Source organism: Eggerthella lenta DSM 2243, from assembly GCF_000024265.1.
GTDB classification, from domain to species: Bacteria; Actinomycetota; Coriobacteriia; order Coriobacteriales; family Eggerthellaceae; genus Eggerthella; species Eggerthella lenta.
Window position 1 is genome coordinate 834,515 of record NC_013204.1, and the last position, 12,535, is coordinate 847,049.

The 12,535-nt window shown below is 65.4% G+C and carries 14 protein-coding genes; 10 read left to right on the top strand and 4 right to left on the bottom strand.

From position 1 onward, the window contains the following. Window positions 1-8: 8 nt before the first annotated feature. The 10 genes from ELEN_RS03290 (at window position 9) to ELEN_RS03335 (ending at window position 8,273) form a co-directional block, all read left to right on the top strand. Window positions 9-1,016: a molybdopterin-dependent oxidoreductase gene (locus ELEN_RS03290; RefSeq protein WP_227111523.1), complete on the top strand. Its 1,008-nt coding sequence runs from the start codon at window positions 9-11 to the stop codon at window positions 1,014-1,016. Between the two features lie 38 nt (window positions 1,017-1,054). Next, a complete protein-coding gene (locus ELEN_RS03295) occupies window positions 1,055-1,714 on the top strand; it encodes a 4Fe-4S dicluster domain-containing protein (protein ID WP_041691602.1) in 660 nt (219 codons plus the stop codon). Between the two features lies 1 nt (window position 1,715). Beyond that, the gene (gene nrfD / locus ELEN_RS03300) at window positions 1,716-2,708 is read left to right on the top strand and encodes an NrfD/PsrC family molybdoenzyme membrane anchor subunit (RefSeq protein ID WP_015760079.1); all 993 of its coding nucleotides are present in this window, start codon (window positions 1,716-1,718) and stop codon (window positions 2,706-2,708) included. Between the two features lie 193 nt (window positions 2,709-2,901). After that, on the top strand, window positions 2,902-3,177 hold the full coding sequence (locus ELEN_RS16485; RefSeq protein ID WP_035577904.1) for a hypothetical protein: 276 nt from the start codon (window positions 2,902-2,904) through the stop codon (window positions 3,175-3,177). Beyond that, window positions 3,174-3,935 (top strand): tyrosine-protein phosphatase, encoded by a 762-nt coding sequence (locus ELEN_RS03310; protein WP_015760080.1) that lies wholly within the window; start codon window positions 3,174-3,176, stop codon window positions 3,933-3,935. Before ELEN_RS16485 ends, ELEN_RS03310 begins: the two co-directional genes overlap by 4 nt. A 509-nt stretch (window positions 3,936-4,444) precedes the next feature. After that, window positions 4,445-5,275, top strand: a complete 831-nt coding sequence (locus ELEN_RS03315) for a transporter substrate-binding domain-containing protein (RefSeq protein WP_015760081.1) — start codon at window positions 4,445-4,447, stop codon at window positions 5,273-5,275. Window positions 5,276-5,461: 186 nt separating this feature from the next. After that, window positions 5,462-6,115, top strand: coding sequence for an amino acid ABC transporter permease (locus tag ELEN_RS03320; protein ID WP_009306506.1), 654 nt, complete (start codon window positions 5,462-5,464; stop codon window positions 6,113-6,115). 88 nt (window positions 6,116-6,203) lie between these two features. After that, a complete protein-coding gene (locus tag ELEN_RS03325; protein WP_009306505.1) occupies window positions 6,204-6,980 on the top strand; it encodes an amino acid ABC transporter ATP-binding protein in 777 nt (258 codons plus the stop codon). Between the two features lie 133 nt (window positions 6,981-7,113). After that, entirely contained in the window at window positions 7,114-7,581 is a 468-nt protein-coding gene (locus ELEN_RS03330; RefSeq protein ID WP_009607847.1) for a YbaK/EbsC family protein, read from the top strand. Then, window positions 7,581-8,273, top strand: coding sequence for a histidine phosphatase family protein (locus tag ELEN_RS03335; protein WP_015760082.1), 693 nt, complete (start codon window positions 7,581-7,583; stop codon window positions 8,271-8,273). The genes ELEN_RS03330 and ELEN_RS03335 overlap by 1 nt, the downstream gene beginning before the upstream one ends. Window positions 8,274-8,320: 47 nt before the next feature. Here the strand turns inward: ELEN_RS03335 and ELEN_RS03340 are convergent, their stop codons facing one another. The 4 genes from ELEN_RS03340 to ELEN_RS03355 all read right to left on the bottom strand — a co-directional run bounded on the left by ELEN_RS03340 (window position 8,321) and on the right by ELEN_RS03355 (window position 12,409). After that, window positions 8,321-9,352: an SDR family NAD(P)-dependent oxidoreductase gene (locus ELEN_RS03340; protein ID WP_009306502.1), complete on the bottom strand. Its 1,032-nt coding sequence runs from the start codon at window positions 9,350-9,352 to the stop codon at window positions 8,321-8,323. Between the two features lie 149 nt (window positions 9,353-9,501). Then, window positions 9,502-10,794, bottom strand: coding sequence for an MFS transporter (locus tag ELEN_RS03345; RefSeq protein WP_009306501.1), 1,293 nt, complete (start codon window positions 10,792-10,794; stop codon window positions 9,502-9,504). A 107-nt stretch (window positions 10,795-10,901) separates the two neighbouring features. Beyond that, on the bottom strand, window positions 10,902-11,720 hold the full coding sequence (locus tag ELEN_RS03350) for a MerR family transcriptional regulator (RefSeq protein WP_015760083.1): 819 nt from the start codon (window positions 11,718-11,720) through the stop codon (window positions 10,902-10,904). Window positions 11,721-11,743: 23 nt separating this feature from the next. Beyond that, window positions 11,744-12,409: a hypothetical protein gene (locus ELEN_RS03355; RefSeq protein WP_015760084.1), complete on the bottom strand. Its 666-nt coding sequence runs from the start codon at window positions 12,407-12,409 to the stop codon at window positions 11,744-11,746. Between the last annotated feature and the right edge of the window lie 126 nt (window positions 12,410-12,535).

Here is a 12,535-nt window from a genome sequence, read left to right on the forward strand (position 1 = left end):
GGGCAAAGATGCTGGGTTGTACCGTGGTGGGCGCGACCCTTCTGCTGGGAGGCGCGGGCGCTCTGGGAGGGCTCGACATGGCGATGGCCCAAAGCAGCCTGCTTCCCGTCGAGACGATGCAGCGCAACGCGGTGGACTACGACAAGGTTGCGAACGTCTCGGGCGACTTCACCTTCTGCCAGGACGTGGTTACTCCGGCCGACGAGGTGTTCAACCTGTTCGGCACGGCGACCACGGCCCTGTGCGCAAAGCCGGGCTACGCCTTCGACGCGGTCACCCATGAAAGCTATTACCTCAACATCGGCGGCAACGTCGAGAAGGTGTACACGGTGGGTCTCGACGAGATCGAGCGCATGGACTCCAAGATCCAGAAGATGCGCTGCACGTGCGGCATGAGCCCCGCCCTCGCCATGGCCAGCGTCAAGGGCGTCAAGGTGTCCGACATGCTGTCCATGACCGACATCGCCCCCGAGGTGAACACCATCACGTTCAAGGACAAGGACGGCTACGGCCTGCCCATGCCCCTGTCGTACGTGCTGGAGAAGGAAGCGCTGCTGGTGTACCAGATCGACGAGCAGAAGCTGTCCGAGGGCGAGCGCCTGCAGGTGTGGATGCCCGACACCGTGGCCAAGTACTTCACCCGCGCGGTCACCGACATCGAGCTGTCCGTTTCCGACGAGGTGCCCGAGGTGCAGGGCCCGGACGACGAGTACCGCGCCAAAGTGAACATCCTCAGCACGGTCGACGGCGGCTTCAAGGTGGGCGACATGGTCTCCTTCGAGGGCTACGCCGACGATTGCGGCGTCAAGGTTGCCTCCGTTGAGTTCTCGATGGACGGAGGGGAGACGTGGACTTCGTTCGACACCTCCTCCTCGAACGCCGAGGACTGGGTGTACTGGCACTTCGACTACGTGGCCGAGACGGCGGGCACCTTCAAGCTCGACGTCCGCGCGGTCACGGAGGACGGCACGGTCTCTCCCCTCGCCTCCAGCGTGGTGTTCGACGTTGAAGCGTAGGCTCGTCGTCACTTCGATCTTGAAAGCGAGTGTTTGAAATGGGAGAACATGTGAGCGTGACGCGCCGCACGCTGTTGCAGGCGTCGGCTGCGGGAACCTGCGCGCTCGTCCTCGGCGGCGTTGCCGCTTCCGGCGGCGAGGCGCATGCCCGCGAGGCCGACCAACGGCAAGACGGCGACGGCGCGGCGTACGGCTTCCTCGTCGCCCTTGCGCGGTGTTCCGGATGCGGACGATGCGTCGAGGCGTGCAGGAAGGAAAACGATCTATCCGACGATACCCCTGACAGGAGAACGGTATCTTCGTTCAAGCGCCGAAGAGGGAGGAGCTTCTTCATCTCGACTTCGTGCATGCATTGCGAGGATCCGAGCTGCATGAAGGTATGCCCGGCCGGCGCCATCTCGAAGGACGCCCATGGGATCGTGAAGGTGAATCCGGACGTGTGCATAGGATGCAAGTACTGTTTCCAGGCGTGCCCGTACGAAGTGCCGAAGTACAACTCCGTTTCCATGGACAAATGCGATTGCTGCCAAGGGTCGGGGGTTGCAATAGGGGAGGATCCTTATTGCGTGCGCGCGTGCAAATTCGGCGCCTTGCAATTCGGGCCTTTGGATGAGCTGATGGAGCTTACGAACCATTCCGCGGTTCCCGTCGCGCAAGCGAACGGTCCCTCTTGCCTGGTGCTGGGAACGGAGAAGTAGTATGGAGCTGCAAACGATATGGAGTTGGCAACCCGCCCTGTACCTGTTCTTGGGCGGCATGGGCGCCGGCGCGTTCGTGATGGCGGCGGTGCTGTTCCTGATCGACCGGACGCGTCATCGCCTGATCGTGTGCGTGTCGATGTGGGCTGCGCTAGCCAGCCTTGCGGTGGGTCTGCTGTTGCTGCTTTCCGAGCTCGTCACGCCGCTGCGAGGCCTGATGATGTGGCAGAGTTTCGGCCACTTCACCTCGTGGATGACCTACGGCGCCTGGGGCGCGTTCGCGGCGATGGCGGTGTTCGCGGTGTCGGCGTTGTTGGCGACGCGCCCGGTGGGCGTGTGGCTGGCGAAGAAGTGGAAGTGGTTCGAGAAGCGGGGCGTCGCGCTGCGGCGGGTGCTCGCGGTGATCGGCATCGTGCTGGGCGCGTTCGTGGCGGTGTACACGGGCATGCTGCTTATGGCGGCCGGCAGCGTTCCTCTGTGGAGCACTCCGTTGCTGCCGGCGCTGTTCACGGTGTCGGCCTTCGATACGGGCGTGGCGTTGGTGGAGCTGGTGGCGCTCGCGCTGTCGAAGAAGGATGCCCTTGCTCCCAAGGCGCGCGTGCTCATGGAGCGGATCGTCGTGGTGCTTGTGCTGGTCGAGATAGCGGTGTTGGCGGCGTTCTTTGCGGTCATGCTGGGAGGCGACGTCCAGACGGCGGTGGGCGCGACGGCTGCGGCTTCTGCGGCGCTGCTGCTGACGGGTGATCTCGCAGCCTGCTTTTGGGCTCTGGTGGCAGCGTGCGGGTTGGCGATGCCGTTGGCCATGGCCGTGGCGGGGCTTGTGCTACACAAGCGCGGCAAGAAGAAGCCCGGTATGAAGCAGCATGGCGGAACGCTGATGGCGGCGTGCGCCGTGGGCGCTCTGATAGGCGGGTGCGCGCTCCGCTTCCTGATCCTCGCTGCCGGCATGCATGCCGACCTGGTTGCCGAAACGGTGATGAGCCTGATCGGATAGATGCGAGGACGGCCCTCCCTCGCCGTCTTTCGCAAGCGGGCCGGCAGCCCTTGGCTGCCGGCCCGTGTTTTCGAGGTCGCCCGCTGCTGCAAGGGGGCGGCCTGTTTGGTTTTGCGCGGGGTGTTTGCTTGTGGTAGGGTGGACGGGCGCGCATCGTTCGCGCGGACGAGGTGGAGTTTGCCGGTGAAAGGGGATGGCGGTGGCGCATCGGGTGGGGGAGCCTCTCGAGTTCGACGGGTACGTGGACGATTTCGAGCGCAATGTGTCCGCGATGCAGTTCTCGTTGGATGGCGGTGCAACCTGGACGACCTATCAGACGGCAGGCGCGGTCATCGACAAAGGCGTGAACTGGCATTTCGTGTATCGTCCGGAACGGCCCGGCCGCTATCTGCTGAAGGTGCGCGCGGTCGATGGCGACGGCACGGTATCGGATATCGTCGCGGAATACGCTTTCGAGGTAGAGTCGTGACGGACGCGAGGGCGGGCGCGCCGGGCGTCGCGTCGTTCGGCGGCATCCGCTTGCGCGCCATCGACGGGGGGCCGCTTGAGGGCGCGCGCCTGTTCCGGTCGGCTTCGCTTTCGCGCATCACCGAGCACGAGGCGGCGTTCGTCGTGGGCGGTTTGGGCGTTCGCTCTATCTACGACCTGCGTAACCGTTGGGAGGTGGCGTCCAGTCCCGAACCGCGTATCGTCGGCGCTAAAACGCTCGCATTCGAACCTTCCACCGATCGTGGACGTTCGGACGCGTCTCGCCGTCTGGTGGCCGGCGTCATCGGCGAGTACGGCCGTCCGGAAGAGCGCATGATCTGCAATTACCGGCGTTATGCGCGCGAGTTCCCCCTTATGGGAACCGTTCTGCGCACGATGGCCGCGGAACGCCTGCCTGCCCTCGTGCACTGCGAGCACGGCAAAGATCGCACGGGCGTGCTGTGCGCCGTGCTGCAACGCATAGCCGGATGCCCCGAAGACGACATAATGGCTGCGTACCTGGCCACCAACGAGGCGAACGCCGAGACGACGGCTCACGAGACGGCTCAGTTGTCGCAGGGGATGTCGGATGACGAGCGCGCGGTGCTGGCGTCGTTTTTAGAGGCGCGGCCGACGTACTTGCGTGCGTTCTTCGACGAAGTCGAGGGGTGCGTCGGCGGGTTTCCGGCATACGTGCGTGACGCGCTGCGCCTGACGCCCGTTCAAGTTGCGAGCCTCCGCGCGCTGTTGGCTCGCTGAGCGCGGGCCGTTGCGGGGCGCCGCGCTCGCACCGGTTCTGCATGAAGCAGGCGCATTCCGGAAAGCGCTCTGGCACGGATCGCATGGTATGCACGATTTCAGGGCATCTTTTCGGGAATGGTTCGAGAAACTCCTAGCTCGCCTTTTTCTGCATGCTCGGCAAATCGTTCATAGCGCGCAATCTCTGCCAACAGCTTCGTGGGGAAAGGCGGGACGATACGGAAAGCGCCAGGGCGCAATGGCGAGCCGGGCCGCCATTGCGCCCGCACCTTGGAGCCGCCTCGATGTGATGTCCGTCGTGGCGCTTGCGCTTCGGGGCAGCCGTCGGCTCGCGCTCGCTCCGCTTGCGCCGTCCGTCGCCGGTTCCCGATTGCAGGGGGTTCCGCTTTTCGGCGGCTGTGCTATACTGTCCCCGCGCTTTAGTACAGTAAAGTAGAAAAGCGGCCGAAGCGAAGGCGCCACCAGGGAAGGGAGCGCATCGGCCGGACTTGAGGATGATGGGAGATGCGATGAAGAAGAAACTCGTAGCGCTCGCGGCGGCTGTCGCCACGTTGGCGCTGTCTGCGGTGATGCTGGCCGGTTGCTCCGGCGGCGGAGATGCGCAGAGCGCCGACAGCGCGGCCACGGACGGCTCGTTCACGCTGGCGGTGGGTTTCGACCAGGGGTATCCGCCGTACGGCTACGTGGGCGACGACGGCCAGTTCACCGGCTTCGACCTGGAGCTTGCCAAGGCCGTGTGCGAGAAGATGGGCTGGGAGCTGAAGCTCGAGCCTATCGACTGGGACGCGAAGGACGCGCTCATCGGCAGCGGCACCATCAACTGCATCTGGAACGGCTTCACCATGGAGAACCGCGAGAACGACTACACGTTCTCTGAGCCGTACATGTACAACGAGCAGGTGGTGGTCGTGAAGAAGGACAGCGACGCGAAGAAGCTTGAGGATCTGGCCGGCAAGACGGTGCTGACGCAGGTCGATTCGGCGGCGCTGCACGTGCTGGAGGACGAGAAGGGTCAGAAGGCGCTGGCCGACACGTTCAAGGAGCTGCAGACCATCGGCGACTACAACAACGCGTTCATGCAGCTTGAGTCCGGCATGGTGGACGCCGTTGCGTGCGACCTGTCCATCGCCAGCTACCAGATGGCGGCCAAGCCCGACACGTACGTGAAGCTGGGCGTGCTGGCTCCCGAGAACTACGCGGTGGGCTTCAAGAAGGGCGACACCGAGCTGGCCAAGCAGGTGACCGACGCCCTCAAGGCGCTTGACGAGGACGGCACCGTCAAGCAGCTGTGCGACAAGTACGCCGACCAGGGCATCACCTACGACAACTGGGTGCTGTAAGGTTCCGCCGGCCTGACGGCCGGCGGACCTGCTCGACGCTGCGGGCCGTTCGCGCACCGAATCTTCGCGCGATCCCGGAAGCTCGCGTACCGCAGTACGCTTCGCCTCCGCGATCCCCCGAATCTTCGGCACGGGAACGGCCCTCGCTGACGTTACTGAACCTGTTATGTTTGAGAAAGGCCGAACATGGAATTCGCGACCATGATGGAGCTTCTGCTCTCGGGCTTGGCGTTCACGTTGCAGATATTCGTCACCACGCTCATCGGCTCGCTGCCGTTGGGCGTGCTGGTGGCGTTCGGGCGCATGAGCCGGTTCAAGCCGGTCGCGCTCGTTACGCGCTTCTACATCTCGGTGATGCGCGGCACGCCCCTCATGCTGCAGCTCATGGCGCTCATGTTCGGCCCGTACTACCTGTTCGGCCTGCAGATGGGCAACGATTGGAAGTACTGGGCGTGCTCCATCGGCTTCATCATCAACTATGCGGCCTACTTCGGCGAGATCTACCGCGGCGGCATCCAGTCTATCCCGCGCGGGCAGTACGAGGCGGCCGAGGTGCTGGGCTACTCGCGGTTCCAGACGTTCATGAAGATCGTGCTGCCCCAGGTGGTAAAGCGCATCCTGCCCGCCATGAGCAACGAGATCATCACGCTGGTGAAGGACACCTCGCTCGCGTTCGTGCTGGGCATCATGGAGATGTTCAGCCAGGCGAAGGCCATCGCCGCCTCGCAGGTGAGCATGCTTCCCTACGTCATCGCGGGCGTGATCTACTGGGTGTTCAACTTTATCGTGGAAATCATCCTCACCCGCGTCGAGAAGCGGCTGAACTACTACCATGATTGATAGGTTCCGCTGTTCTGGCGAACAGCGGAACGGCTCGACGCTGCAGAAAGCCTCGCTGACTTTGGCAAACCTGGAAGGAGCACATGTCATGACCAACGAACAACCCGTCGTGCTGCTCGAGCATGCGCAGAAAAGCTTCGGCGGGACGCCGGTGCTCAAGGACATCTCGCTCAAGGTGCAGCCGGGCGAGGTGGTGGCCGTCATCGGGCCGTCGGGCGGCGGCAAGTCGACGCTGCTGCGCTGCATGACGCTGCTGGAGACGCTCGACGCGGGGCGCTTGGCCTACGGCGACCTTGTGGTTGCCGAAAGCGACGGCGCGGGCGCGGCGGCCTATGCGCCAAAGGCCGTGCTCAAGGAAGCGAAGACCCGCTTCGGCCTGGTGTTCCAGAACTTCAACCTGTTCCCGCACTACTCGGTGCTGAAGAACATCACCGACGCGCCCCTCCACGTGCAGAAGCGCCCGAAGGACGAGGTGCTGGCGGCGGCGCGCGGCCTGCTGGCGAAGATGGGCCTCGCGGGCAAAGAAGACATGGTGCCCTGCGAGCTGTCGGGCGGCCAGCAGCAGCGCGTGGCCATCGCCCGCGCGCTCGCGCTCGACCCCGACGTGCTGTTCTTCGACGAGCCCACGAGCGCGCTCGACCCCGAGCTGACGAAGGACGTGCTGAAGGTCATCCGCGATCTGGCGGCCGAGAACATGACGATGGTCATCGTGACGCACGAGATGAACTTCGCGCGCGACGTGGCCGACCATATCGTGTTCATGGACGGCGGCGTTATCGTGGAGGAAGGCCCGGCCGAGCAGCTGATCAACAACCCCCAGCACCAGCGCACCCAGGCGTTCCTAGCGAAGTTCGAGGGGGAGTAGGGGTAGCTCCGCTCAGGATGACATCGCCCAGCCTGCTTCCGAACTGGGATCGCGGTATCCGGTCGTCGGCTTCTTCGATTCGGGATGCGGCGCTATACTGGAAGCTGCAACCTATCCGGAAAGCGAGGCGACGATGGCTATCGACAAGGTGAAGGCGTTTCTGCGCGAGCGGGGCATGGAGGAGCGCGTGCTGGAGTTCGAGACGTCGAGCGCCACCGTCGAGCTTGCCGCGCAGGCCGTGGGCTGCGAGCCGGCGCGCATCGCGAAGACGCTGTCGTTCCACGTGGGCGACCGCGTCGCGCTCGTGGTGGCCGCGGGAGATGCGCGCATCGACAACCCCAAGTACAAGGCGCGGTTCGGTTGCAAGGCGAAGATGCTCGCCGCCGACGAGGCCGAGCCGCTGATAGGCCACGGCGTGGGCGGCGTGTGCCCGTTCGCGCTCAACGAAGGTGTGGACGTGTTCCTCGACGAATCACTGCGGCGCTTCGACACCGTGTATCCGGCGGCGGGCAACGCCGCGAGCGCCGTGCGCCTGACGCCCGACGAGCTGGAACGCTGCGCCGCGCCCTGCACCTGGGTCGACGTCTGCAAGGTCGTCTGATGGAGGCGGGGGAGCGCCGTTCCGGCGAGATGACGTTCTACGTCGTGCGTCACGGGCAGACGCTGTTCAACGTCATGGGCAAGGTGCAGGGCTGGTGCGACACGCCGCTCACGGACGAGGGCGTGCGCGCCGCGCAGTCGCTGGGCCGCGGGCTGGCCGAAGTGGACTTCTCCGCGGCGTACTCGAGCGACAGCGGCCGTGCCGTGCATACGCTCGACGAGCTGCTGCGCGCGCGGGGGAGCAAGGTGCCGTTCGGTCCCTACGATGACATGCGTTTGCGCGAATGGTGCTACGGCGACCTCGAGGGCGAGCCGGGAGAGCTGCTGCACGCCACGCTCGACGCGGGGTTCGGCGCGCCGCTGTCGTTCGAGGAGCACAATCGGCGGCTGCCCGAGGTGGCCGACGTGCTGGCGGATGCGGATTGCTCCGGCCGCGCCGAGCGCTTCGATGCCATCGAGCGGCGCCTGCGCGGGTTCTTCCGCGAGGCCGGCGATGATGGGCTGAAGCGCGGCGGCGGCAACGTGCTGGTGGTGACGCATTCGTTCGTCGTGCGCACGCTCGTGTACCTCATCGACCCGGAGCGCGTGAACGATCCGGTGAAGATACCGAACGCCAGCGTCACGCGCATTTCCTACGACGGGTCGGATTTCCGTCTGGGCGAGATAGGCTCCACCGCCTGGCAACGGCCGTGAAGCGGAAGCGGCCGGAGCAAGCCTGCCCCGGCCGCTTCTGAAAGGAACTACCAGCGATCCCAGCTGATGCGGCAGACAGGCGCGGTGCCGCCCATGCCGCCGTGTTCGCGCTGGCCGTGCTGATGGTGGTCGTGCCTCCGAGCCTGATCGTCCTCGCGTCCGCGAGGATGCCCGTCTTCGTGACCGGCCCCGTGATCGTGCGCATGGCCGCATCCGCAGGCCTGCGTCCCGGCTTGACCCTGCTTCCGGCCGTGCGGATGCTCCTCGTGCGAGCCCTCTTCGGTTCCCTCGTGGTCGAGCGGATGCTTGCGCGCGCCCATCAGCCACTCGCCGGCCAGCAGCTGCATGCCCATGGGCATGAGCCGCACCGAGATCGAACCCACTTTGTTGTACCAGCCCGTCACGGCGCAGCGCTCGCCGCGCATGAGCGCGCGGTACACGCGGATGGCCGTCTCGTCGGTATCCATGGAGAAGTACTTCCACGCGGGCGCGTCCTCGATGCCGGCGTTCTTCGGGAAGTTCGTGCGCGTGGCGCCGGGGCAGACGGTGGTCACCGACACGCCGGTGTGCTTGAGCTCGCGCGCCAGCGCGGTTGAGAACGACAGCACGAACACCTTCGCCGCGCCGTACAGCGCGTTGTAGGGGCACGGCGTTTTCGCCATCATCGAGCTCATGTTGAGGATGCGGCCGTGGCCGCGCTCCAGCATGGGATGCAGGAACACGCTGGTCAGCTCGGCGAGGCTGGTGACGCTGACCTGGATCATCGAGCGGATGTCGGCGATGGGCAGGTCGGAGAACTGGCCGGCGGGGCTGTAGCCCGCGTCGTTGACGAGGATCTCGATCTCCTTGCCCGCCTCCTGGACGCGCTTGAAGATGGTGCGCGCAGCGTCGGGGTCGGAGAGGTCGCAGGCGATGGGAAGCACATCGATGTCGAGCCTGCGCAGCTCGTCGGCTTGCTTTTCCAGAGCCTCCTTGTCGCGTGCGACGGTGACCAGATCGAAGTCGTCGCTGGCGAACAGCAGGCAGAGGGCCTCTCCGATGCCGCTCGTCGCGCCGGTGACCAATGCGGTTTGTGCCATGATGGCGCTCCTTTCGTGCCGGACGCGCTGCGCCCGAGTGGTTTTTCCCGCTATGATAGGAGCGAGAAGCGGGTGCCGTTCGGGCGGCTGCACGGCCGTTGGAAAGGTGCGACTTGCACGCAATCGGGCTGAAATGGCGAGGAGGACGCTTACGAATCGAGTCGCGCCTCCTCGAGGGCGCCCTCCTCCCGCTTCAGGTCGGGCGCGGCGTCGTCGAGGTTGCGCATGCCGCGCGCGACCAGGGCGAAGGCCGTGATGGCCATCCAGCAGCCTACGAGCACGACGGCGGCCACCGAGGTGCCCAGTGCGCTGACGCCTACCGAGGTGGCGAACACGGCAACGGGCGCCGCCGCCAGCAGAAGCGAGTTCTGCGTGCCCAGCGCGCTGCCGCGCGACGCTTCGGGAATGCGATCGAGCATGAAGAAGCCCAGCAGCGCCGACGCGGGTCCGGCGCTCACGCCCAGCACGAGCGCGCCCAGCAGCATGAACGGATAGGGAGGCAACGCGCCCAGAATAGCCACGCCCAACAGCATGCCGAACATCGACAGCACGTACCATGTCCGACGCGACAGACGCGGAGCGAACACGGCATAGGCGAGCGAGCTTGCCAGCAGGCCCAGCGACATGGTCGACAGCACGTAGCCCAGCAGCTCGGGACGGCCGCTGTCCGTGAAGAACACGGGCAGGACGAGGCCCTGGAACGATCCCATGACCATGACGATGCCGAACGTGAGCAGGGTGGAGACCGTCAGCACGCCGTCGGTGCGGAACAGCACGCGGATGCCGGTGCGCAGCGCGCCAACGGCCGATGGCACGACGCCCCGCTGCGCGGTCGCGTCGCCTTCGTTCGCAGGGGCACCCGATCGCACCGCGCCCACGCGGCGCGGGATGGTGGCGGTGGCAAGCGCTGCCGAGAACGAGAGGGCGGCCGTGAACCACAGCGACGGCACGCCGCCGACCAGGCCGATGGACAGCGCCGCCAACGCGGGCCCTACGATGGTGACCAGCGAATCGAGCGACTGCGACAACCCCATGAACCGTTGGAGGTCCACGTCGTCGTGTTTGGTGACGGCTGGCAGCAGCGCGTCGCGCGCGGTCATGCCGGGGATGTCGCCCACGGCTCCCAGCAGGCCCAGTGCGACGAACCACCAGAAGTTCAGCCCCCATACCATGTCCACCACGGGGATGAGCGCGACGCTGGCGGCGGATACGAGGTCGGAGGCGATGGATATGGTGCGGCGGTTGAAGCGGTCGAGCGCCGCACCGCCCACGATGCCGATGGCCATCTGGGGGACGGCGCAGATGAGCGCCAGCGTGCCGGCGGCCAGCGCATCGCCGGTGGTAGCCAGCAAGATGAGCGGAAGCGCGACGGCTGCGATGGAGTTTCCCAGCAGGGAAAGCGCGTTCGATACGAGGAAACGGATGGAGGTGCGGCCGAACATGAGGGGGATCCTTTCTGGCGAGTTCCTTCGACTGCGCGCCTGCGGCGCTTCGCTCAGGATGACAATCGTTGCTAGAAAGGAGTAAAAACTACGACGCTGCGTCGGGGTCAAGCGTCCTGTGACGAAGATATGGAGGGGATTCGCTCAAGGATGCGCGCCTTCAGCTCTTCCATGATGCGATCTTCGGCAACAATCTCTGTGGGCGAAAGGTCTTTGCGGAGGAGCTCTTGTATAGGGCTCCATGCGGTTGAATTCTCGAAGTCGGCCTCATCCTCCCAGTTGACCGGCTCGAAGCAGTCCATAACGGGGTCAAGCAGTTCAAGCGACTCCTTGACAAGGCGATCTATGTCCTCCGTCGTTGCATCGGGGCGCAGTTCGTCGTAACGCGCTTGGAGAGCCCGTATCTTATCGATGAGTCCCTTCTCGCTGAGTGCTGCAGTCACTCGCTCGAGCTCGGCGACCTCCCCTTCGTCATAGAGGTGCCCCATGATGAGCATCGCCTGGCGCTCCCCGTCATTAAAGTGTTCTGCAGCAAATAGCGCCTTGGCCGCGCGGGCGAACCGCACCGGCAAGTCGGGGTCCAACTGCTCGCGCTTCAGCAGGGCGATGGTGCGGCGTTGCTCCTGCAGACGCTCGATCTGCAGCGCCAGTTCGCGGTCGAGCTCATCGAGCGCCTCGTCGGCGTTCGGGCCGGCTGCTTCGGCCAGATGAGCGTCCATTTCGTCGAGCACCTCCGAAATGCGCGACAGCGAGAACCCTAGCGACGACAGCCGCTTGATGCGCAGCAGGCGCACGAGGTCCCCTGCGCCGTAGTCGCGGTAGCCGTTCTCGCCGCGCGGCGGCTCGGGCAGCAGGTCGATGGCGTGATAATGGCGCAGCGTGCGCACCGACACCCCCGCCAGCTTCGCTATCTCGCTCGACTTCACCAGGAACTCTCCTTCGCTCGCGCCTACCGCGCCCGGCGGACCATCAGGCGCTCTTCGATGGGGAAGGCGTCGATGCTGCGGCGCTCCACCGTCTCGAAGCCGAAGTGGCCGTACAGCTGCTCGAGCCGTTCGGTGTAGCAATCGAGGTAGCAGGCCAGCCCGTGCTCGTCGGCGTATTCCAGAAACGGCGTGAACAGACGGCGGAATGCTCCGCTGCCGCGCTTCTCGGGATCCACGCCGGCCGAGATGAAGTAGATGAAATCCTCGTCGGCCGCCGCACGCTCGAGCGGCCAGCTCGTGGAGGAGATGGGGTCCATCGCCTCGATGCGCGGTCCCAGCACGTCGATCTCTTCGTCGGTGAGCACCTCGGCCAGAAGCGCGCCCGATTCCTCCTCGAGCTCGGTCCAGTCGACGTCGCCCAGCTCGCTGCGCAGGTAGACGTTCGCGGCCCCCGCTCGGTCGGGCAGCGCGTACACGCACTGGTACGGTGCGGTGACCTCGTAGTCCGACCGGATGACGGCGCGCGTGATCTCCAGCTTGCGATCGCGTCCGATGCCCAGCTCGTCGAGCGCTTCGAGCCAGGTGACGTACCACATCTCCTCGAGGAAGCACGTGCCCACCATGCGGGCGAGCGCATCGAGCTCCTCGGTTCGGTCGGGTTGAACGGTGACGAGTCCGGGCAGGTTCATAGGGCATCCTTTTGCGATTCGGTTTCGGTTCGTCTTCGATTCTCGCACGACCCGCAAGCCTTGTCGAGCGCTTCGGCGATTCGGGTTACAACTGAGGGCAAGGCGCGGCCGTACTGCAATCCGGTC

Coding starts and splice junctions, on each gene's coding strand:
- ELEN_RS03290 (WP_227111523.1), top strand. CDS start 9: ATGCTGGGTTGTACCGTGGTGGGCGCGACCCTTCTGCTGGGAGGCGCG.
- ELEN_RS03295 (WP_041691602.1), top strand. CDS start 1,055: ATGGGAGAACATGTGAGCGTGACGCGCCGCACGCTGTTGCAGGCGTCG.
- nrfD (WP_015760079.1), top strand. CDS start 1,716: ATGGAGCTGCAAACGATATGGAGTTGGCAACCCGCCCTGTACCTGTTC.
- ELEN_RS16485 (WP_035577904.1), top strand. CDS start 2,902: ATGGCGGTGGCGCATCGGGTGGGGGAGCCTCTCGAGTTCGACGGGTAC.
- ELEN_RS03315 (WP_015760081.1), top strand. CDS start 4,445: ATGAAGAAGAAACTCGTAGCGCTCGCGGCGGCTGTCGCCACGTTGGCG.
- ELEN_RS03320 (WP_009306506.1), top strand. CDS start 5,462: ATGGAATTCGCGACCATGATGGAGCTTCTGCTCTCGGGCTTGGCGTTC.
- ELEN_RS03325 (WP_009306505.1), top strand. CDS start 6,204: ATGACCAACGAACAACCCGTCGTGCTGCTCGAGCATGCGCAGAAAAGC.
- ELEN_RS03330 (WP_009607847.1), top strand. CDS start 7,114: ATGGCTATCGACAAGGTGAAGGCGTTTCTGCGCGAGCGGGGCATGGAG.
- ELEN_RS03335 (WP_015760082.1), top strand. CDS start 7,581: ATGGAGGCGGGGGAGCGCCGTTCCGGCGAGATGACGTTCTACGTCGTG.
- ELEN_RS03340 (WP_009306502.1), bottom strand. CDS start 9,352: ATGGCACAAACCGCATTGGTCACCGGCGCGACGAGCGGCATCGGAGAG.
- ELEN_RS03345 (WP_009306501.1), bottom strand. CDS start 10,794: ATGTTCGGCCGCACCTCCATCCGTTTCCTCGTATCGAACGCGCTTTCC.
- ELEN_RS03355 (WP_015760084.1), bottom strand. CDS start 12,409: ATGAACCTGCCCGGACTCGTCACCGTTCAACCCGACCGAACCGAGGAG.